We start from the raw sequence: 21,357 nt of genomic DNA on the forward strand, positions 1-21,357 counted from the left end.
GGAATCCACATGCTCATTTCATGGAACGTGACAAAACGCTGCAATTTATATTGCGCTCACTGCTACCGGGATTCCGGCCCTCACGCTTCTGTTGAACGGCAGCTCACCACCGGCGAAGGGTTGAGGCTCATTGACGAGATAGCGGAGGCAGGCTTCAAAATGATCATTTTCAGCGGCGGTGAGCCGCTCTTGCGGGAGGATTTGCCCGAGCTCGTCGCTCACGCAAAAACCCGCGGGATGCGCGCCGCCATGGGCAGCAACGGCACGTTGCTTACAGCGGAGAAGGCTCGGGAGCTGAAGGTGGCCGGTCTGGCCGGAGCTGCCATCAGTCTAGACAGCGCCTCCCCGGAGCATCACGATCGGTTCCGAGGCGATTCCGGCAGTTGGGAAAAGGCGGTGGATGGAATCCGGCACGCACTGGATGCAGACCTGAAGGTGCAGATCAATATGACGATTACGGAGCATAATGCGGGGGATTTTGCTGCAATGACGGATCTGGCCGTGGAACTTGGCGTCCAGGCGCTGCATCCCTTCTTCCTCGTCCCCACCGGTCGAGGGAAGAGCATCGAGGAGGACGCGTTAAAAAAAGGGCGGTACTATCAAACTCTGCGCCAAATCCTCTCCCGGCAAAAAAACTCCCCCATCGAAATCAAACCGACCTGCGCTCCCCAGTTCATGCCGCTGTCCCGGGACATGGAGTTGAACCTGAGGTTCAGCCGCGGCTGCCTGGCTGGGGTCTCTTATTGCTGTGTCCTGCCGGACGGCGAAGTGAACATTTGCCCTTACTTGCCCGTTTCTGCCGGCAATGTCCGGGAAAGACCCTTCCATGAAATCTGGCGGGAAAGCAACCTTTTTCAAGATTTACGGGACTATACCAAATACGAGGGAACTTGCGGTGCATGCGGGGATGTAGGGATCTGCGGCGGCTGTCGGGCTCGTTCTTATTATTACAGCGGCGGTAATCTGCTGGCGGAGGAACCTTGGTGCTACAAGCGCGAAAATAAGGATGAGGAAAGAATATGCCAATGAGTATGGATCTTGTTGACCGGCAGCTGTTGAATATCCTTCAGGAAGGCCTGCCACTAACCGAATATCCTTACCACGATATCGCTCATAGCATGGGCCTCTCGCCCGATGAGGTGCTGGACAGATTAGATCGACTCAAGCAATCCGGCTATATCCGCCGCATCGGCGGGATTCTGAACCCGGCCAAAATCGGCTATACCAGCAGACTATATGCGATGGAAGTGCCGGAGGAGCGGTTTCGCGCTGCGGCGGAAGTGGTCAACGGCTTTCGCGGCGTAACCCACAATTACCGGAGGAACGGCAGGTTGAACATGTGGTTTACGTTGTCAGCAGCAAACGAAGAAGACAGAATATCGACGATAGCCACGATTCTTGCCCATTCCGGGACCGATCGCATCTATGATTTTCCGGCAGAGCGGATTTTTAAGTTGAATGTGTTTTTCGATATGGAGAAGGGAGATTAACAGGAGGAATGAGAATCGAGGAACTGGATAAAAAGCTGCTGCGCATCATCCAAGGCGACTTTCCACTGTGTCCCGATCCATACGAAGCGGTTGCCAAGCAGGCGGGATGTACAAAGGCGGAGGTCTTGAAACGCTTGAAAAGGTTAAAAGACAGCGGAGCCGTAAAACGGATCGGCGCGGTTCTTAGGCATCGACAGGCAGGGTTCGGCGCAAACGGCATGCTGGTGTGCAGTATACCGTTAAGCCATCTGGAGGAAGCCGGAAAACGGCTGGCCACCCTGCCTCAAGTGAGCCATTGCTACCAGCGAAGCTCCGCTCCTGACTGGCCGTATAATTTGTATGCCATGATTCACGGAACGAATGAGCGGGAGGTTGCGGAGGTCGTCATGCCATTCATTCGAAGTCAGAGGTTGCGTTCCGATGATTTTGACATCTTATTCAGCACGGAAGAATTGAAGAAAACAAGCTTTCAAATATGAAGCTCCTCTCTCCCGTCTTCGGTCCGGCAATCATTCCGGCAAAGATAAGGAGAGGGGAGCTTCCGCGTTATACAGCCGCTTGCATCGAACGGGCGAACTGTTCTACTTTATCCTCGGATATCGTTGAAACATCCGTTTTCCCGTCTCCGATAAGGGAACTTCCCTGTTTCTTCATCTGCGATCTTCCTACCATGCGGATGATAAACCGTTCAGCTGTATTCATGCGCTTAAAATGAAGCTCTCCGCCGAACGTATCCGTCGCCACCGCCTTCTCTACCAACTCCCGGGGAAAACAAGCCTGCAACTGCTTTTCGGCATCCGCACCGTTTGCCATGGCGCATAGGAACAAGCCGGTGGGTTTATCCTGAAGCTCCTTGAGATACTTTGCAATAAAGGCTTTCGCCTCTTTCCGCATGTTTCCCATATAGACAGAACTGCCGATAATCACCTTCTCGTACCGGGATAGATCCGCCGTTTTCACTTCTCTCAAATTTAACAACTCCACCTGCCCGTCAAGCTTATCCGCCAATTGTTTTGCGCACTTCTCCGCACTGCCATACTTTGTCGCATAAACGATCAATATGGACATCCTAATCCCCTCTCCCTTCGTTAATCATCCAGCCGCCCGCTTCTGTGTACCTTCATTGTAGCACTTGGACTGGAAGTCCATCTGCTTTATTCATGTGAATCTGGAAACTTTTCATGTACACATTGTAATTTGTAGTATTCCGAGTATAATACTAGGTAAATGATGGTGAAAGGGGCAGTACCTATGTACAATCTCAAGAAAACGGCGGCAGTTCGAATCGACGATTATTTGGATTTGTACAACTACGCCGGAACGATCGGCGATGTCCAGTGGCAACATGATCTGATTGCCAGGCTGAGCCAAATCACCCATCCGGAAAACGCTGCGAACGGGCAAACACTACCCGAGCTTTTGCATACATTCGATCAAGTGAATATTAGCCTGATGAGGCTTTACGGCCAATTGCACAAAGCAGAAAGCAAAGAAGAAGCGGATCTGTTATGGGCGGAAGTGTGGGAACTGAAAAACCTCCGTATCCAACTGATGCAAACCCTCTATCCCGAGATTCACGGCAACTCGCTTTTGGACCGATAAAAGAAAATTACACCAGCAATCCCCCTTTCCCTATCAGAGTCACGCCGAAGGATCGGCCATTTTTTACAACATAGCCGGAATAATGTTAAAATAGAGGGAGCCAAACAGAGGAGGAACTCCCGAATGAATCGCGAACAAATCGTTAAAATGGTTGACCATACGCTGCTGAAAGCGGACGCTTCCAAGGAAGCCATCGTCAAATTAGCTAAAGAAGCCAAGGAATACGGCTTTGCCTCGGTCTGCGTGAATCCAGCCAACGTGAAAACCGCCTATGAGGTGTTAAAAGATACCCCAGCCGTAAAAGTGTGCACCGTCATCGGCTTCCCTCTCGGAGCCAATACCTCCGAGACAAAAGCCTTTGAAACCCGGGATGCCATCGCAAACGGCGCCACCGAGGTGGATATGGTCATCAATATAGGTGCATTGAAAGACAAACTGGACGAGGTGGTCGAGCAAGATATTCGCGCCGTTGTGGAAGCAGCCAAAGGCAAAGCCTTGACCAAAGTCATCATTGAAACCTCGCTTCTGACGGACGAGGAAAAAGTCCGGGCCTGCAAACTGGCCGTTGCCGCCGGAGCCGACTTTGTCAAAACCTCCACCGGCTTCTCCACAGGAGGAGCAACTAAGGAGGACATCGCTTTGATGCGGCAAACCGTCGGACCCGATGTTGGCGTCAAAGCTTCAGGCGGCGTGCGCAGCTACGAGGATGCCCTCGCCATGGTCAATGCCGGTGCCACCCGCATCGGCACAAGCGCCGGAATCTCCATCGCCACGGGCGGCCAATCTGCTAACGCCTATTGATCCGTCAAAAGTAAAAAGCCGGGACCTGCCGCATACAGCGGGGTCCCGGCTTTGTTCTTATCTTGGCGCTATTTCCGCAAACGTCCCAATTCCTGAACGATAGCGTCGATCTCGCTGACGCTGAACCGTTCTTTTCCGTTTACATGTTCATAGATGTCTACCAAATCCTCGTACTTCTCTGCATCGAAATACTCCGATTTGATCGCCGCACCTGATGCCATCCGCAGCTTCGTCTTGATCGCCTCAATCATGAATTCGATGTTTTCTGCCGTGCTTTGGCTCAAATCCATCCGGTTCCTCATCCCTTCCCTCGCGGCGTCAACGCCGCTGTCATGATAATGGAGTCGCGATATAGCGGGCATCTCCTACTCGAATAATTCCCTGCCCTTGGGTCAGGTCCGTGAGCCAAGCGGCAAACGCTTCGGTTTCTCCTGCCACAGGCAGGCAGTTGACCGTCACTTTGTCGGTAAACTCCGTCTCGCCTAAGAGCGTTCCGCGGTTACGCAATTCATTCTCTACCTTGCCCAGCCAGGTGTAGTCCACTTCCAGCGCCACTTCCCGGTGCAGCGCCATCTGTACGGGGCCGGCCGCTGCTATGCCGATAACCGCGCCGTCGGTATACGCCCGGATCAACCCTCCAGCTCCTAAGAGGATGCCTCCGAAATAACGAGTGACCACGACAACGGTATTTTTCAGCCCCTGCTGCTTGATCACTTCCAGAATTGGCTTGCCCGCCGTGCCGCTGGGCTCGCCATCGTCCGATTGCCGCTGGATTTCGTCCCGTTCTCCGATAACGTAAGCGGAGCAGTTATGAGTGGCGTTATAATGCTTTTTCTTGATTTCGGCGATGAAGGCAACGGCTTCCTCCTCCGACACCACCGGTTTGCAGTAGCCAATGAAGCGGGACTTGCGGATGATGGTCTCCGCCTCGCCGTAGCCGCTCACCGTTTTGTAGCTGTCCAGCATACTGCCGTCCTCCGTTATTGACGTCGCCCGAATCGGGCCTGCCTCAAAAAATTCTTATAGGAAGAAATCGGGTCGCAAAGGCGACCGCTGACGCTTTTCCAGAACAATCGGTTTCTCCGCTCCTTCATCCGGTTCTCTGGTTCAACTTATATAGACAGAAGGCGACCCATCCAAGGATGAATCGCCTGTTTTTCCATATGGATGCGTGTGACCGATCAGCCTTGCAGGCGGGCTTCCAGCGCTTCCTTCTCGGCTTCGTAGCCGGCTTTGCCCAGAAGCGCGAACATGTTCTTCTTGTACGCTTCTACGCCCGGTTGGTCGAAAGGATTGACGCCCAGCAGATAGCCGCTTACGCCGATGGCTTTTTCAAAGAAATAAACCAGGTAGCCGAAGGTGTACGGGGTCATGTCCGGAATGGTGACGATCAGGTTGGGCACGCCTCCGTCGGTGTGAGCCAGCATTGTGCCTTGGAACGCCTTTTTGTTGACGAAGTCCATGGTTTTGCCGGAGAGGAAGTTCAGTCCGTCCAGGTTAGCTTCGTCGGTGCCGATGACGATCTCTTCTGGAACGCTCTCCACTTGAATGACGGTTTCAAACAGGGTGCGGTTGCCTTCCTGAATGAATTGGCCCATGGAGTGCAGGTCGGTGGAGAAATCGACGGAAGCCGGGAAGATACCTTTATAGTCCTTGCCTTCGCTTTCGCCACACAGCTGCTTCCACCACTCGGACACATAGTGCAGGGACGGCTCGTAGTTGACGAGAATTTCCGTCGTTTTGCCTTTGCGGTAGAGGGCATTGCGCACGGCAGCGTATTGGTAAGCGATGTTTTCCGACAGGTTCGGATTGGCAAAATCCATCATGGCATCGGATGCGCCTTGCATCATGGCATCGATGTCGACGCCGGCGGTAGCGATCGGCAAGAGGCCGACAGCGGTGAGCACAGAGAAACGGCCGCCTACATCATCCGGAATGACGAAGGTTTCGTAGCCTTCTTCGTCCGCCAAGGTTTTCAGAGCGCCGCGGGCTTTGTCCGTGGTGGCGTAAATGCGCTTGCGGGCTTCTTCTTTGCCGTATTTCTTTTCGAGCAGCTCGCGGAAAATACGGAACGCGATAGCCGGCTCGGTGGTCGTACCGGATTTGGAAATGACGTTGACGGAGATGTCTTTGCCTTCCAAGAGCTGGATCAGGTGCTTGGTGTAGGTAGAGCTGATGTTATTGCCGACGAAAAAGATTTGCGGCGTCTTCCGCTCGCCTTTGCCCTGAATGTTGTAGAAAGAGTTGGTAAGCATCTCGATGGCAGCGCGGGCTCCCAAGTAAGAGCCGCCGATCCCGACAACTACGAGAGCGTCGGAGTCGGACCCAATCTTCGCAGCCGCTTTCTTGATGCGGGCGAATTCTTCCTTGTCATATGTGAGGGGAAGATTGATCCATCCCAGATAATCGTTCCCTGCTCCGGTGCCGTTATGAAGCTGCTCATGAGCGAGGCGAACAGGAGCCGTAAAGTAGTCGATTTCATGTTGTTGTACGAAAGATAACGCTTTGGAATAATCAAAATGAAGCTTGGTTTGCACAGTAGGTACCTCCTTGATTTGTGTATAATTATGCCGATCTTTTACGCATTTTGCCTATGATAAGAATACTGATCCTCCGCGTGAAAAGCAAGTGAAGGCTTTCGCACGTTTCCGCGGTACCATTCATTTCACGCCTACCGGAAAAGTGTTAAAATAAACGGATACTGAGTGTCGCAGGCGGAATCGTTTTTTCGTCTGACAACTTCGGGTTATTTTCAGAAATGGAGGATGGCCATGAAAAAAATCGGATTTATCGGTCTAGGCACGATGGGGAAGCCAATGGCTCTTAATTTGCTGCGAAAAGGGTATCCGCTGACCGTGTTTAACCGTTCGGAAGATAAGACAGAGGAACTGGTTCAAGCCGGCGCACGACAAGCTTATAGCCCTGCAGATGCGGCGAGGGATGCCGAAGTGCTGTTCATCAACGTCAGTAACGACGCGGCGGTTTTGGACATCGTGCAAGGAACGGACGGCGTGCTGGCCGGCGCTCATGCGGGTCTTACCGTCATCGATTGCAGTACCATTGCGCCGGAGACAAGCAAGCAGGTAGCAAACGAGCTGGGCAAAGTCGGCGCCCGCTTCCTTGACGCTCCCGTAACGGGCAGCAAGCCGGCTGCGGAAAGCGGCACCCTGGTCTTCATGGTCGGAGGGGACGAGCAGGTGCTGAACGGACATATGGATCTATTCGAAACCCTTGGCAAAAAAATCATGTACATGGGTCCGACGGGTTCCGGCTCCTACTCGAAGCTGGCCCACAATTTGATCGTCGGGATCAACTGCGCCGGATTATCGGAAGGCATGTCTTTTGCGGCTAGGGCTGGTCTGGATCCAGCCAAGTTTCTGGAGATCGTCCAAGCAGGCAGCGCAGGAAGCAAACAGGCGGAGCTGAAAGGCCAAAAGATCATTGACGGCGATTTCACCAACCAATTCTCTCTGCAGCTCATGCTAAAGGACCTGCTGCTGGCCGCCCGGGAAACCGCGCGTTTCCAGTTCCCCTCTCCAATGCTGCACAGCGCCACGGCGCTCTATCAAATTGGCTTGTCCAAAGGCAACGGACCACTGGATCTTTCCTCCGTCGTAGAAACCTACGAAGATTGGATGAAAGCCAAGGTCGGGCAAAACGCCTTCGCAACCCAAGCTTCCGGTGATGCGGCGGCTGAAGCAGGACGCGCCCAAGGTGAGCATTCGGCTGCCCTGGATACAGCGGTTGCTCCAGCGTCCCCGACGTCCGATACGCTGCCACTCGGAACCACCGAAAGGCGACGCTCCTTCCGGATCAATCTGGATATCGCGCTGCAGATTTCCGTATACCAATGGGAGCAAACCGGTTCCTTCTCCGGCCAAAACATTCCGGCGCTTCTCCACGATCTGTCCGAAGACGGGGTGCAGTTCGTATCAGCGGAACCGTTGACAGAAGAGATGTTCGTCGTGATCCATTTTCCCAAAGACGCAGGCCTTCCCCCTATCACCGCCAAAATCCTTCGCGCCGCCAAGCTGGAGGATGGACAGGGCTATCGCTACGGCGGCATGATGATCGGACTAGCCCCGGCGATCCGTTCACAGTTGGAGCAGTTCATTCAGACTAAGCGGAACGGCTAAAGAAGCGTTCAGTCTTTCTAACATGAGGACGGGCAAAAAGCTCATCGCTTTTTGCCCGTCCTTTTTCATTTTGCCGGATGCTGGAGGTTAAGATTTCTTTTCGACTTTTTCCAGCTTGACGTTATCGATCACGACATGATAAGGCAAAGCTTTAATTTCTGGATCGCTTCCGTCGCGGCCAAAACCAAGTAAAAACTTGTACGGTTTTTCCTCCGTAACTTCAATGATCGCGGAATAGGTTTTCATTTCTTGGCCGACATCCAGATCTTGAATGCCAGCCCCGCTCCCCGAAAGTTCCGCCCGGATTTTACGCGGGATTTCCGATCTGGCGTCAAAGCTGATTCTGTACGTTCCCGGCGACACCGTTATGCCTTCTTGGTACAACTGGATATGCCACCATTCCCAACCAACTTGCTGGATAGCGATGTCTGCCTCTCCATCCTTGACGGATATATCGCTCTTCCCTGCCCATTGTTCGTAATCGGCCTGATTATGCACCTTCCAGCCATCTAAGGCGGCGTCAAACGATCCGTTTGCGAGAAGATTGGCGCCCACCACCACCCATTCCACCGCCGGCTCCGTTGGATCCGTTGGATCCACTGGGACTGCTGGAACTTCCTTCAATACGATGTCATCCATGTAGATCTCGTGGGCTCCATCCGGCGTAGTCGCCGATCCGTTATTCACATTGCCGACGCAGAAATTCAATTTCAACTTGCCGTCAGCGAGCGACAGGAACGTTTTGGTTATGGTTTCGGGTGTATCCGTCACATTGAAAAAGGTTTCAGGAATCGCAGTGCCGGTATACTCGATTCGGATAGGCCGGTTGACCGAGGAATGAACCTTCATGCTGAGTTCATAGGTTTTTCCCGCGCCAAGGGGAATCCCTTCCTGATAGAACTGGGTGGACCAATTTTGCGATCCACGGCTCGGGAGCGTCATCTTTACCTCCCCGTTAACCAGTGACAATGACGCACCTGCCTCTGACCACAGACTCCAGTTATCCGTATTCACGCTAAAGTCGCCGTTTCGGATCAAATTGCCGTCATTTTTCAGAATATCCTGTTTAACGGATGCCGCAGCATATCCCGCTGCTTCCACAGTAACAGTATAGCTGGAGTCCGCGGTGAACAACGACCCGGATAAAAGCAATTTCCCGGCGGTCAATTGATAAGAATCCGGAGCTACCTGCTGTCCGTTCAAGCTGACAACAGCCACTTTGGAGCGCCATGCCGCGTTATCGGCAAAAGTAATCTCAATGTCTTCGCCTACCCGGTTATTCGTCGCATCGGCGACCAGCCGCGGCGATTTTGCCACAGGCGCATCTTTGACTTCAAACACGACGTTATCGATGTAGATCGTATGCGCCGCTCCAACTGCCGGGACGCCTCCCACCAAGCCCATTAAGAACTTCACGGACACGGTATCGGATTTGTTCATTTTCAGCTCATACTCATAGTGAGTGGTATCCGCGGTCAACTGCTCCGTTTTATCCAAATACCGGGTGTAGGAGCTGTTCTCCGCAATCAGCTCGATAGGCCGGTTAACGCTTGAGCGGGCGTCGAATTTCACAACATACGTAACGTCGGCGGCGAGCTTCAGCCCGTCCTGGATGAGCATGGCGCTCCACGGATTCGCTCCTTGATTCCCGATGGCAAGCTGCAGCTCGTTTTGATCCCCCGTTATCGTGCCGGTTACGTAGCCGCCGCTGTCATTAACGGTAAACCAGGGATCGATGCCTTCGCTAAAGTCACCGTTCGCCAGAGGATAATAATTGTAGTTCAAGGAAGTTTGGACCAATTTTACGTTGTCCAGCGTAATCTGCCGGACGCTTCCTCCAAGCAGGAAAACGAGCCGGGACTCTTCATCCGTCGTATTGGGCATCGTGAAAGACAATGACTTATCCGCCAGACTTGCCGTCAAGTCCGCCGTTTGGCTATCGAATACGGTTCCGTCCTTACCCACGAGTTGAACCGTGATGGGTCCGGCAGATGAAGCTTGGCCCTGGAAAGTAAGCCGGTAGGTTTGTTCCGCCAAAAGCTGAACCCCGTTCTGAGCCAATTGCACCGCTTCAGCCCCACCGCTCCCCGGACTGGAAATGGCGGCCACAAGCTTTCTGTCCGCTTCGTTAACCTTTGCCGTCGCGACCGCCGATCCAGACGTGCTGAATTTCCAATAGGTCATCCGGTCGATCCGCCCTTGGTCGAAGGTTCCATTGTAAATGTGGTTACCGTCGGCAAGAGGAGATTTCGTCGCGTCTTCTTTATACGGATCAGCCGGCGCATCTACTTCCGTAATTCTTATTTTTCCAATCCAAAAGGACCCGCTGCTCTGACCGAGCTCAAACTCCAACCGGCTTAAATAATCCGTGTTTTCCCCCATTTGAAACTCGTATTCAAAGGGCTTCAACGTGTCCGTAAGCGAAGAATTTGCAGTAAAGTACCCTGTATATCCCCGATTCGGCCCACCGCCGATTTTGATCGGCAGGACTCGATCCGAGGTGGCTTTCGCCATAAAGTTAAGTTTATAGTACCGGCCCTTGACCAAAGTGAAGTTTTGGATCATCTGGATGGCATAACTCTCACTGCCGCCTTTGGCGACATCCACTTTTGCATACTTGCTGCCGTCCAGTGTATCGACAGTTGCGGCAGCCGCTCCACCATAGGCGTCGATGGCAACCAGATTCCACCGCTCCGGATCGGTCACGTCGTAACTTTCCAATGGACTCGGTATGGAGGTGATCGAGTTTATTCCTTTATCAAACGTCTCGTCGTAAAGCCAGTTGCCGTCGCTTGTCGGCATCTTCGCATTAGCCGGGAGATCCTCTCCGGTAAAGCCGGGCTCAGTTACCGTCTTGTACGGCCTGCCTGTCAACTCATACACCCGGACGTAATCGACTTCCATCGTTTCGGGGAACCGGTTGTCCTCCGGCAGCTTGTTATCGACGTAATTGCCGCCCACAGCCAGGTTTAAAACAATATAAAACGCTTGGTCGTACGGAGCGGGAAAAGCGTATTTCGCCGGTTGGTCAGCCCCTGTGCTATCCCAGTTTGTCTTGGTGGAATACAGTTGATCGTCCACATACCAGCGGATTTCGCCGGGCTCCCATTCCACGGAATAGGTATGGAATTGCCCGATGGAACTTCCTTCCGGGAATTGATACGCGCCTCCCGAGTACTTGTTGCCCGGCCACGGCTGACCAAAGTGGATGGTGCCGTTCACCCGGTCGGGCTCTTGGCCTTTTGCTTCCATGATATCCAGTTCGCCGGAAGACGCCCAAACGCCATAAGCGCTATCCTTCGGCAGCATCCAGAAGGCCGGCCAGAAGCCCTGACCCTCGGGCAGCTTCATGCGCGCTTCGATTTTGCCGTATTTTTTAGCATAGGTCTCTCCGGTATAGAGTCTTGCGGAGGTGTAGCTTTTGCCGCTCTGATTTTCTTTTTTCGCCGAGATCACGAGTTTTCCGTCTTTGACCACTGCATTCTCTTCCTTGTAAAACTCGCCTTCGTTGTTGCCCCAGTCGGTCAGTCCGTATTGGGAGCCAGTGCCCGTCTGAAAGCCCCACTTATCCATATCGATACCCTGGGCGTTGAGGCGGTTTCCCGTTCCGTTGAATTCATCATCCCATACCATCGTCCACATTTGGGTCTCGCCCGAACTGCTTCCGCCTCCACCGCCCCCAACGGCCGGCTTTAGCGATACCGTTTGTCCTTTTTTCTGCTGGATGCCGTTAACGAACACGCCATCCGCCGCGATGACCAGCTCCGTGATGACGGAAACGGCGGAAACCGTAATCCGAACCGGACCGTTGACGGTGACGCGGGTGAACTTGCCGTTCAATGTAACCGCTGCGTCCGGCTTCACCTTGTCCGTGATGACCACGGATTTGAAGCCTTCTCCCGTCAAATCCTTCTCTTCTAGAATAGCTCCGGAATGGAGTTCGACGGAATCAATGACCGTGCTACCGGATGCCACCAGCCGCAACGGATCGCCATCTTTATCGATATCCACCATCGGCAAGGTAGAATCAACGGCATGAATGCTGTTTCCGCCTCCGCCGGACAGAAAGGCGATGCCTTTCGCGGAAATACCCTTCAAGTCAACGTCGCCTGAACCGATACCCGCCGTTAAATAAAGATTGCCTGCGACGGAAGTGTTTTTCAGCTCGACTCCTGCGGTATTGATCACTGCATTTCCTGGTATCGCTGTCTTTTCATAGGAACCTTTTGCATGAAAAAGCTCCCCCATCACTTTGTCGATCAGCGTAAATGCTTCTGCACGGGTGATGATGCTAATCGGACGGAAGGTTTTGTCTGGATATCCGCTCATGTAAGGGCCCAGCACCTGAACGGCTTCTTGAGCATACCTGCTGATCGAAGCGCTATCCTTATACTTGCTGACGTCTGTTGCGCCACCTTGCAAAGAAAAGGCCTTGGCCAGCATGACGGCTGCGTCTTGCCGGGTAACCGGCTCGAGCGGCCGGAACGCGTTCCCCGCATACAGCGAGGCATAGCCCGCTTTGAGGGCGAGAGCAGCATGCTTGGCGAACCAATCGCTGGCCTTAACATCAGAAGGTAGCGACTCTTCCTTTTCCGTAAAACCGAATAATTGGTTGATCACGACCGCAATCTCGGCCCGGTTTATAGGTGCGTCCGGGTGCAGATTTCCGTCTTCGTAGCCTTTGATCAGTCCAGCATCGCGCCATTTGATTAGGGCGTTATGAGCCCAATGTTTGCTGAAATCATCTTTCGCGACCGCCTGTGGGCTCGTACTACCGCTTGCAAAAGCAGGTGGAATGACAGACAAAAGCAATAGGGTAAAAACCAAGAGAAGAGACAGCTTCTTTCGATGAAACAACATCCTCACTCCCTTATTGGTAGATAGTTCGCCCAATCGGACGACAAGCCGACTTTCCTTGTCACACGTGAGACAATTATGACCGCATTTATACACCATAATTCGACAATAAGCTTTATAAAAACTATTGTCTCACGTGTGACAATTTTGAACTCAATAAAACGCTTTCACGACTACTATACAAGGTTGAAACCATCACTGTCAAAGCTTTTTTTGGATAATTTTGGGGCCTGTTTACATAAAAAAAGGATTCCGCAGCCCTATGCCGCAAAATCCTTATATCCACTACTTCAGCTTTGTTACCGATTCTCTTTCCACCAGTTCAGCATAGAAACGGGATGGACTCGGAAGAGATGATTTTCCCTCTATGGAATCGACCAAGGAATTGATCAGATACATTCCCATGGCAACGGTAGGCACCTTCATGGTTGTCAGGGATGGCGTCGTATACCGGGTCAGGATCAGATCGTCAAAGCCGATGATGGATACGTCGTCAGGGATCTTTACCCCCCTGCGCTGAAGTCCTCTCATCAATCCGATAGCCATCCAGTCGTTAGCGGCAAACACTGCGGAAGGTAGGTTCAAAGCGGCCAAAAAATGCTTCGCCGCCGCTTCCCCCGCCTGTTCGGAAAAATCCCCCTGAACGATGCGGTCTTCATTCGCTGAAAGGCCCCGCTCCGCCAAAGCCAGGCGAAAACCGGCCAGCCGGTCAAGCGCATGGGAGGACTCAGCCGGTCCGGTGACAAACCCGATATCTGTATGACCGGCATCCAGCAAATAGCTTGCCGCCTGATACGCCGAGTATTTATTGTCGAGAACCGGCACCGGATACTCGCCGCTTCCGCCGATGGACGTATAATCGAATGCCCCGAAACAATAGCCATTGCCGGTCATTTCCGCGATTAATTCTTCTGAGCCGTTCCAACCTATGAGCACGCCGGCATCGATACTTTTTTCCCTGAACAAGGTTAAAGCCGCTTCCGGATGCTCCGCATCAACCATGTCCGTTAAAACGTTGTATCCACGCATGGAAGCCACGTTCATGATCGCGCCGATAACCGGCCCCAGGTAGAGGTCGTCAGTGAAAATCCGCGTAAAGCTTTTATCCTGCAAAATGATGAGCCCAATGGTTTTCGTTGTCTTGCTGGATAGCTTCCGAGCAAACGCATTAGGCACGTAATTGTTCTCGCGGATGACCTTCCATACCTTGTCCCGGGTTTCCGGGTGCACCCCTGCCTGATGATTCATTACACGGGTTACCGTTTTTCGGGAAACGCCCGCCAGACGGGCGATTTCGAAACTGTCCATTCCTCACACACCCTTGCCGCTTTCAGTTCATTCGTAAGAGCAGCAATAATCGGTAACCGTTGATACATTAAGCTTGAATCGGGTATGAGCCGGCACTTTGAATTCGCCTTTGCCGCTAATCGTCTGCCACTCGCTTTCGCCGGGGAGCAGCACCTGCAAGTCCCCTGCCAAGATCTCCATGATCTCGACGGTATCCGTTCCGAATTCGTATTCACCGGGCAGCATGATCCCAAGGGTTTTCTTCGAACCATCGGCAAACCGCACCGTGCGGCTCGTTACTTTCCCATCAAAATACACATTCGCTTCTTTAACTACCGTTACTCCCGAAAACTCTCCCATCTCGCTCGTCCCCTTTATGGTTTCTTCTGAAAATACCCTGTATGTATCAATTATCCGATAGTTTATCATGATGCGGGTTATCTTGCACCTATAAAATGCCAGGCTGACATTTGAGCTTTTCTGGGTAGCTTGATAGGATATAATGAAAGGTAAAATGAGAGAAACAAGGAGTTGCGACGATGGAACTGAATTTTGAAGACCCGATGACGAACCGGGATTTCAGCTACGAGGATTTACGCGAGGCAGATTGGCAGGGCCGGGTCTTTACCCGCTGCCGTTTTATAAACAGTCATTTGGAGGAGCTGCAAACGGTCAACTGCCAATTTATCGATTGCGATTTTAGCGGCGCCTATTTCAATGCCTCAGTCCACCGCGGAACCGCCTTTACCAATTGCAAGTTTCAAGGAGCCAATCTCTTTGTCAGCCTGTTTGAGGATTGTAAAATGGTAGGCTCCGACTTTGACGAGGCTAATTTGGACGGCTTCACCCTGAAAGGCGGCGATTGGTCGTACGCGAACCTGCGCCATGCCAACCTCTCTAAGCAGAACCTGAAGGGAATCAAGCTGCGGGAAGCGGAAATGGTCGGCTGCAATCTGGAAAAATCCGATCTGCGAGAAGCGGATCTGACGCGGGTTCAGCTAAGCGGAGCCAAGCTGGCGGGAGCCGATTTGCGCGGGGCCAACGTAGACGGCGTCGACTTCCGCAGCGTCGACGTCAAAGGCGTGCGCATGGATACGCTGCAGGCGGTTGCCTTTTTACGCTCCTTCGGAGCGAAGGTGGAGTAATCCCTAAGAAACGGTAAACGAAACGGGCTCGGATTCCAGTTCAAAATCAACCTTCCGGCTGCCCTCTTGAATCCGGAACTTCGCTTTCGCAACAGCCTTATACTTTCCGGCAGGCAAGGTGCATTCATTGTTATGCGGATGCATAAACTGGCCCCCGTCATACCCGAATTTCTCGAAGGGCTTCAACGTCTTCATAAGCCCTATGCTATCGACGACCAGCATGTCCGTTGACGGAAGCACATTTTCGCCTTTGTCCGAAAGGACTACATAAGAAAAGATATCCGCACCGTAATCCACCTGCCAGGTGTGATGCGATTTGTTGACCAGCGTGCCCTCCAGCAAAAACGGCTTTCCCGCTTCCATTTCCTTCGGCAGGCTTAGATCGACTCGAAACTTACTCGCGGACAGCGCCGTATCCCCGTTGGTTTTGCAACCGGCAAGTCCCACGACAACAAGAAGCACGAACAAACAAACAGTTATCAATCGTTTCATCCAATCACCCAGGTACCCATTTTTATCCATTCTATCATTTTGCCGGCAGGAAAATATAGTCCGCCGCAAACGAAAAAAGGGGCTGTTTCCGAACGGTGCGAACCGTTAGCGAAACAGCCCTCTTTCATTTCATGCCGTTTTTCAGTTTAGTTACAGCCCTGTTTTCTCCAGCCAGTTCACGATCATGGCTGCGATTTGCTCGCGGGTGACGGCAGCAGCCGGTTCAAACCGGTTGTTACCGGTGCCGCTGACGATGCCAAGGACTTTTGCCGCATTGATGCTTTCCACTGCGTAACCGGATGCTTTCCCGAGATCAGAGAATGTTGCCTGATTCGCACCGGAAACATCCTTCAGCGCTTGCTGCGTTGAATAGGTGTAAGCTTTCATCAGAATGACCGCTATTTGTTCTCTCGTGACGGATTCATTCGGATGGAAGGTGCCGTCGGGATATCCTGAAAGGATACCAAGCTTATGCAGCGCCGTTACATATCCGGCATAGAAGGAGCCGTCCTTCACATCGGTAAAGGAACCATTGCCCGCTGCCTCTTCAATCCCTAAAGCTTTGCCCAGGAATACGGCAAGTTCTCCTCTCGTCACATTCCCTTGCGGATCAAACTTGTCAGCTCCTACACCGGAGGCAATTTGTTTGGAGGCAAGCAGTTCGATGTAAGCTTTAGACCAACCTTCTTTTACATCGATAAAGGTTTTGTTATACTCCAGAACCGCATAACGGCTGAAGTGCCCGGTGCTGAAGGTAAATGTCCCGTCTTTCAGCTTACCGCCTTTATATTCAACGGTTCCATCGTTTTCAATGGAATAACCGCCTACTTTTGCTGCTGTTGCAATGTTTTTTTGTGCTACCTGATCCAGGATGAAGCTCACGTTCACCTTCCCGTTGAAGGTTGTTATGGCGGAGGTTGCTGCCGCACTATTAACTGCCGTAAAGCTCAAATCGAACATCCGCCCGATCAATTTATAGGAAGCGTCCATCCTTCCTTTGAGTGAATCAATTTCCTTCTGAGCAACTTCCTTCTTGTTGAAAACAAGATAGGTAAACGACTTCAGAACAGAGCTGTCAATGGCTCCTGCAGGCAGATCCACTGTGATATCCGGGAATTGAAGCCGGATAGCTACCTTCATCTCCTCTGCTTTCTTAATGGCCGACACAAGCAGTTTCAAATCCACGGCTTCTCCAACCGTTATTCCTGTTACTTTGATCGTAGCAATCTTATCTTTCTTGACCGCCAATTCGATCGCTTGGTCAATCAGGCTCTCATCCACTACGGCTTCTTTCTTGCCGTCCTGGCCAATCGTAGCTGTTGTTTGCATTTCAGGCGAAGTGAGTGTTATTGCTCCTCCCGAACCTCCCGATGCGGAACTGCCTGACGACGTGACAGGGGTGAGCACAAACGTTCCGCCATCCAAGCTGCTAGGCATTGTAACCGTCAGGTTGCCCTTGGCGTCTGCATAATAAGTTTTCCCGCCGTACAAATCATTCCAGCCGATACTTCCCATATCAGGGAAAGTGACTTGTTGGGCCTCCGTTTTTGTATTAAGACCAACAAGAAGAGTCTTTCCTTGATAGCTCCGTGCGAATACGTCATAACCTGCGCTATCGGAAACCGCCACAGGAGTATGAGTTCCCTTTGCAAAGATTTTTGAGTTGTTTTTCCGGATGCTCAGCATTTTCTTGTAATGCTCAAGAATTTGATTGTAAACAGGCTGATCCAGCCGATCCCAGCCGAAATCATAACGATTTTCGCTAAATTGACCTTTGTTCATATCTCTTGCATTCAAGCCCGACTGACCAAGTTCTTCCCCGTAATAGATAACAGGCTGGCCTTTGGAAGTAATCTGCAGGGAAGCAGCCACCTTCTGTTTGGCATAGAGCTTGCCAAGTGCGTCTGCATCAAGGGTTCCATTTTTGAATTTTTCCTGATCTTCTGCGCTTAACAGGCTTACATCAAACCCGTCTTCGTCATGGCTGCTTAAAAATTGTCCCATCGTTGCCGTATTGTCGAGTTTGGCGCTCCTCTCTTCAATAACCTGTTCCACTTTCGCAATATTGCCATTCACGAAATCGGAAGCAATCCTTTTGAATTCGAAATCCAATTCGGAATCCATTGTCCCGCTGCGCAGATAACCTCCATCGTTAGCGAAGCTGGCGCCAAAATTTTCCCCGATCAATTTGAATGAAGGATCAATGGCCGTGAGGTTGTTTTTGAATTCCATCCAGGTCGTATTCTCCACATGCTTGATTGTATCGACCCGGAAATAATCGATTGTGTTGCCTTTGGCGGTCTTCGAATTCCTAATCCAGTCCGTCTGCCATGCGATGATCTTCTCGCGAACGGCTTGTTCTTCGGTTTTAAAGTCTGGCAATCCTGCTATCGCATTGCGAATGACCGGATCCTCGTTTGTTGTCCGGAACATGCCTGAGAAGACGCTGCGCTCTTCATCGGTAGGAAGGTTTGTCTTGCCTGCCCAAGAGGAAGTTTGATCCATTCCGTAGCCTGCGTGATTTAACACGACGTCGACCATAACCTTGATCCCGTTGTCGTGCGCGGTATCAAGCAGTCCCTTAAAGTCGTTGAGACTTCCCAAGTGCTCATCAATTTTCGTAAAATCTTTAGCCCAGTACCCATGATACCCATATTGAACAAAGCCGTTGCCTACATTGAAATCGATGTTATCCACGATAGGCGTTATCCAAATCGTGTTGATGCCAAGATCTTTCAAGTAACTGATTTTATCGGTAATTCCTTTAAAATCGCCGCCATGGTACGATTCTAGCTGATCTTTTTTGTAACCTTCATGACCTGGATCGTCATTACTGGTATCCCCGTTAAAGAAACGGTCGGTGACCATAAAATATATGCTTGCTTCGTCCCAGTCAAAGTCGTTCTTGCCGACTGTCTGTCTGGTTTTTACAGTGACGGAAGCCATATGCTTGTATTTGTTCCCATATTGATCTACAACGGTAATCGGAATTTCTTTAACGCCTGCGGTAATGGAATCGCGAACCGCGATGGTCAGCTCTTGAAGTTCAGGATCAATGAGAGTTGCTGCGTTTTCACCCAAAACGCTTAGGTCTGCATACATTTCTCTGACTTTGACGCCTTTGCTCAATGCAACGTCCAGATGGAGTACGGCGTTCTCGTTGGACGAAATCGCCTCGGGGGCGACGCTTGATTTGATAACAGCAGTTGCTATGTGATACTCAATGACAGAATGTCCGTCTTTGGTATTTTTGGGATCGGCCAGCTCTGTCGTAACACCGTCCTTGGTTACCAGATACGTGTATTCATGTGTGCCTTCTGTCAGTGCTTTAAGCGTGAATACATACATCTCATCCTCAGCGATGTACTGCATCGGATATTCGATTCCGTCCACTCTTACTTTAACGCCTTCGATCAGATTCATCTTATTGGACTCAAACAGCTTTTGATCCCGGTAATAAAAGGTTGCGTTGCCGTCCTCCAACAAAGGTGCTGAAGTGCCTGGAATCGTCCTGAATTCCTTCTGACCGGCCTTCACGAGGACTTTCGTCACATTTTCGGAACCCGTTACAATTTCCCTGTCGATGTTCTGATCGACAACAGCCCAGTCTGTTCCTTTTCGAATTTTGAACCCAATTTTTTGGGTGGTTGAACCAATCGGAATTTTGGCCACCGCTTTATTCCCGTCAGCGGAAAACTCAGAAAAATCAATTTGACCATCTGTTTTCCCGGTGTTCCAAACCCAAATATTCCAATCCTTATCTTTTAACGAATTGTCATTGCGCTCATAGGTAAACCAGACCGCGCGTTCAACCGGTTTAACCGCATTCAGGTCCGGCTTGGAGTAAAAGACTTCGGAGACACCGTCTACGAGCCAGACTTCCACCGTTTCCCCGCTTTGTATCGAAACCTTTCGGGTAATGTCCTGGGCGGCCCATTCTTTTTCAGGAGTGTTGAAATGGGGAATTACATTCAAGGAATTACTTGCGAATTGATACTCTCCTCTAGCGTATCCATCCGGTGTCGTTCCTGTAAAAGTAAAACGCTTTCCATTTACGTTATCGGGATAGAGCCAGAGATTCCAGTCTTGTGCGGTGTTATCGTAACGATAGTAATTGATGATATACGTGTATAGCTTGCCGATTGTAACTTCTGTTTCCACCTTGTAGTTGTTATACTCGGCGACAACAATTGCCGTCTGGCCTTCCGCTGTTCCCGAGGCTACCGTCAGTTTGCTGTCGGTGATGGATACGCCGGCAACCGCATTTTTTAAAGACCAAACGGGTTGAATAATGGATATCGTCCCGTCGTCATTCTGGAAGGTAGCCTTTAATTCCGTTTGCGAACCAACAGAAACCACCTTAGAGAAATCAACAATGAGTCCAGGAACAATAATCTCGGAGTTACCATTCTTCTGTCTAGGGTTCAATTCATCGAGTTGACTTGCGTCCCAGCTTCCCAGCGTCGGAATGAATTTGTATTCATACGCTCCAGGCGCCAAAGGAATGGTTAATCTGACAATGCCGCTATTGGGAGACGTTTCTTTCATTTCATAAGCCTGTTTTTCATTCCATCCATTCATGCTACCAACAAGGTACAGCGACCCGCCATTGTGCTTGGCATTGAAGGTCACTGTTCCATCGCTGTTTACAACCGGACTCACTAACGGGTTTGCCGTTACATGAATCGCTCTTTTACCCACATGGGTTACTCCGCTGTCCGTGTAGGTGGCCGTAACCTCGAGCGAGCCTTCCGCAGCATTTTTTCCAACAGATAGAGTTCCCCCGCTTATGGTAACATCCGAATAACCCGTGACGGACAAAGTTGCAGGATAGTTCGTTCCAGTATTACCGGTGTAATATACGGCTGACAGGACTGTATCCGATCCAAGCCCAACTTCCTCAGGCCAACTGTTATACTTAAAACCGGGCACGGATAGGACCCAATTTTTATTCGTAGCGGGATCGTTGACGAAATTGTTATCGACCATGAAACCGTATTCAAAATAACCGGGGTCAACCAACTTGGTCAGAGACCATATGTGTGTGTTGGTATCTTCCGTCAAGGCAAGTTCTTCTTGCCAGTTTTTGTAGAAGGCACCCTTTACCGTGATCTTTTTTTCGGTACCGTTACCTTGATAATGAAACGTGACTTCCGTCCCTTGATCGGTCACCGCTCCGATAACCGGGCTTTGGAGTGTTTGTCCCTCCGCTTTGACGATTGGGATCAATCCGGTAAAAAAGCTTGTTACCAACGAAAGAATAAGCAGCAGAGATAAAATTTGTTTTATCTTCCGATTCATTCTGATAAAGCCTCCCAATGTAAAAAGTGATGATACCAGTACCGCAATTTCGATAAGATGATTGAAAGCCTTTGAAGAACCTTTGAAGACTTCCTCCTCTCCTGTAAAATGAACGCCGTTTGTGCAAACGTTTGTGCAAAAATGATGAAAAAAAGGCGAAAAATCGTCGGTAAAACTGCATTATGCCGATGTATGCGCTTACAACTATTGGGAAATTGCTATACATTACCCATAAAGAATACAATA

At 51.0% G+C, this 21,357-nt stretch carries 16 protein-coding genes; 7 read left to right on the forward strand and 9 right to left on the reverse strand.

What is annotated here, in order from left to right:
- Positions 1-9: 9 nt before the first annotated feature.
- The 3 genes from TJ79_RS11530 to ahbB are packed head-to-tail and all read left to right on the forward strand — an operon-like array spanning position 10 to position 1,969.
- Entirely contained in the window at positions 10-1,029 is a 1,020-nt protein-coding gene (locus tag TJ79_RS11530; protein ID WP_040950462.1) for a radical SAM protein, read from the forward strand.
- Entirely contained in the window at positions 1,020-1,490 is a 471-nt protein-coding gene (ahbA, locus tag TJ79_RS11535; protein ID WP_081756859.1) for a siroheme decarboxylase subunit alpha, read from the forward strand. The genes TJ79_RS11530 and ahbA overlap by 10 nt, the downstream gene beginning before the upstream one ends.
- Before the next feature lie 8 nt (positions 1,491-1,498).
- Positions 1,499-1,969, forward strand: coding sequence for a siroheme decarboxylase subunit beta (gene ahbB, locus TJ79_RS11540; RefSeq protein WP_040950463.1), 471 nt, complete (start codon positions 1,499-1,501; stop codon positions 1,967-1,969).
- A gap of 67 nt (positions 1,970-2,036) precedes the next feature.
- Here the strand turns inward: ahbB and TJ79_RS11545 are convergent, their stop codons facing one another.
- Positions 2,037-2,558 (reverse strand): flavodoxin domain-containing protein, encoded by a 522-nt coding sequence (locus TJ79_RS11545; protein WP_040950464.1) that lies wholly within the window; start codon positions 2,556-2,558, stop codon positions 2,037-2,039.
- A 183-nt stretch (positions 2,559-2,741) separates the two neighbouring features.
- Here TJ79_RS11545 and TJ79_RS11550 point away from each other — a divergent pair, with 183 nt between their 5' ends.
- Both TJ79_RS11550 and deoC read left to right on the forward strand, forming a co-directional pair.
- A complete protein-coding gene (locus TJ79_RS11550; RefSeq protein ID WP_052339508.1) occupies positions 2,742-3,092 on the forward strand; it encodes a hypothetical protein in 351 nt (116 codons plus the stop codon).
- A gap of 123 nt (positions 3,093-3,215) precedes the next feature.
- Positions 3,216-3,893: a deoxyribose-phosphate aldolase gene (gene deoC, locus TJ79_RS11555; protein ID WP_040950465.1), complete on the forward strand. Its 678-nt coding sequence runs from the start codon at positions 3,216-3,218 to the stop codon at positions 3,891-3,893.
- A 68-nt stretch (positions 3,894-3,961) separates the two neighbouring features.
- Here the strand turns inward: deoC and TJ79_RS11560 are convergent, their stop codons facing one another.
- From TJ79_RS11560 to TJ79_RS11570, 3 genes are all read right to left on the reverse strand, one after another.
- Complete coding sequence (locus tag TJ79_RS11560) at positions 3,962-4,183, reverse strand: DUF1128 domain-containing protein (RefSeq protein WP_040950466.1); 222 nt, start codon at positions 4,181-4,183, stop codon at positions 3,962-3,964.
- A gap of 40 nt (positions 4,184-4,223) precedes the next feature.
- A complete protein-coding gene (locus tag TJ79_RS11565) occupies positions 4,224-4,859 on the reverse strand; it encodes a YigZ family protein (RefSeq protein ID WP_040950467.1) in 636 nt (211 codons plus the stop codon).
- A gap of 215 nt (positions 4,860-5,074) precedes the next feature.
- Positions 5,075-6,430 (reverse strand): glucose-6-phosphate isomerase, encoded by a 1,356-nt coding sequence (locus TJ79_RS11570; protein ID WP_040950468.1) that lies wholly within the window; start codon positions 6,428-6,430, stop codon positions 5,075-5,077.
- Between the two features lie 234 nt (positions 6,431-6,664).
- On the opposite strand from TJ79_RS11570, the gene TJ79_RS28575 reads away from it, so the two are divergent.
- The gene (locus tag TJ79_RS28575; RefSeq protein WP_040950469.1) at positions 6,665-8,029 is read left to right on the forward strand and encodes an NAD(P)-binding domain-containing protein; all 1,365 of its coding nucleotides are present in this window, start codon (positions 6,665-6,667) and stop codon (positions 8,027-8,029) included.
- Between the two features lie 87 nt (positions 8,030-8,116).
- Here TJ79_RS28575 and TJ79_RS25960 read toward each other — a convergent pair whose 3' ends face one another.
- The 3 genes from TJ79_RS25960 to ppnP form a co-directional block, all read right to left on the reverse strand.
- Entirely contained in the window at positions 8,117-12,886 is a 4,770-nt protein-coding gene (locus TJ79_RS25960; RefSeq protein ID WP_238322972.1) for a carbohydrate binding domain-containing protein, read from the reverse strand.
- Between the two features lie 285 nt (positions 12,887-13,171).
- Complete coding sequence (locus tag TJ79_RS11585; RefSeq protein ID WP_040950470.1) at positions 13,172-14,194, reverse strand: LacI family DNA-binding transcriptional regulator; 1,023 nt, start codon at positions 14,192-14,194, stop codon at positions 13,172-13,174.
- Between the two features lie 27 nt (positions 14,195-14,221).
- Entirely contained in the window at positions 14,222-14,533 is a 312-nt protein-coding gene (gene ppnP, locus TJ79_RS11590; RefSeq protein ID WP_040950471.1) for a pyrimidine/purine nucleoside phosphorylase, read from the reverse strand.
- A 179-nt stretch (positions 14,534-14,712) separates the two neighbouring features.
- Here ppnP and TJ79_RS11595 point away from each other — a divergent pair, with 179 nt between their 5' ends.
- Positions 14,713-15,318, forward strand: a complete 606-nt coding sequence (locus TJ79_RS11595) for a pentapeptide repeat-containing protein (RefSeq protein WP_040950472.1) — start codon at positions 14,713-14,715, stop codon at positions 15,316-15,318.
- Positions 15,319-15,321: 3 nt separating this feature from the next.
- Here TJ79_RS11595 and TJ79_RS11600 read toward each other — a convergent pair whose 3' ends face one another.
- Together TJ79_RS11600 and TJ79_RS25965 are read right to left on the reverse strand one after the other, a co-directional pair.
- The gene (locus tag TJ79_RS11600) at positions 15,322-15,780 is read right to left on the reverse strand and encodes a hypothetical protein (protein ID WP_238322974.1); all 459 of its coding nucleotides are present in this window, start codon (positions 15,778-15,780) and stop codon (positions 15,322-15,324) included.
- A 180-nt stretch (positions 15,781-15,960) separates the two neighbouring features.
- On the reverse strand, positions 15,961-21,111 hold the full coding sequence (locus tag TJ79_RS25965; RefSeq protein ID WP_052339510.1) for an alpha-amylase family glycosyl hydrolase: 5,151 nt from the start codon (positions 21,109-21,111) through the stop codon (positions 15,961-15,963).
- Between the last annotated feature and the right edge of the window lie 246 nt (positions 21,112-21,357).

The sequence above is a fragment of the Gorillibacterium massiliense genome (assembly GCF_000455485.1).
Classification (GTDB): Bacteria; Bacillota; Bacilli; order Paenibacillales; family NBRC-103111; genus Gorillibacterium; species Gorillibacterium massiliense.

Bases quoted from the DNA above. Each gene is read 5' to 3' on its own strand.
- ahbA (WP_081756859.1), top strand. From the start codon at position 1,020: ATGCCAATGAGTATGGATCTTGTTGACCGGCAGCTGTTGAATATCCTT.
- TJ79_RS28575 (WP_040950469.1), top strand. From the start codon at position 6,665: ATGAAAAAAATCGGATTTATCGGTCTAGGCACGATGGGGAAGCCAATG.
- TJ79_RS11595 (WP_040950472.1), top strand. From the start codon at position 14,713: ATGGAACTGAATTTTGAAGACCCGATGACGAACCGGGATTTCAGCTAC.
- ppnP (WP_040950471.1), bottom strand. From the start codon at position 14,533: ATGGGAGAGTTTTCGGGAGTAACGGTAGTTAAAGAAGCGAATGTGTAT.
- TJ79_RS11585 (WP_040950470.1), bottom strand. From the start codon at position 14,194: ATGGACAGTTTCGAAATCGCCCGTCTGGCGGGCGTTTCCCGAAAAACG.
- ahbB (WP_040950463.1), top strand. From the start codon at position 1,499: ATGAGAATCGAGGAACTGGATAAAAAGCTGCTGCGCATCATCCAAGGC.
- TJ79_RS11565 (WP_040950467.1), bottom strand. From the start codon at position 4,859: ATGCTGGACAGCTACAAAACGGTGAGCGGCTACGGCGAGGCGGAGACC.
- deoC (WP_040950465.1), top strand. From the start codon at position 3,216: ATGAATCGCGAACAAATCGTTAAAATGGTTGACCATACGCTGCTGAAA.
- TJ79_RS11560 (WP_040950466.1), bottom strand. From the start codon at position 4,183: ATGGATTTGAGCCAAAGCACGGCAGAAAACATCGAATTCATGATTGAG.
- TJ79_RS11530 (WP_040950462.1), top strand. From the start codon at position 10: ATGCTCATTTCATGGAACGTGACAAAACGCTGCAATTTATATTGCGCT.
- TJ79_RS25965 (WP_052339510.1), bottom strand. From the start codon at position 21,111: ATGAATCGGAAGATAAAACAAATTTTATCTCTGCTGCTTATTCTTTCG.
- TJ79_RS11545 (WP_040950464.1), bottom strand. From the start codon at position 2,558: ATGTCCATATTGATCGTTTATGCGACAAAGTATGGCAGTGCGGAGAAG.
- TJ79_RS11550 (WP_052339508.1), top strand. From the start codon at position 2,742: ATGTACAATCTCAAGAAAACGGCGGCAGTTCGAATCGACGATTATTTG.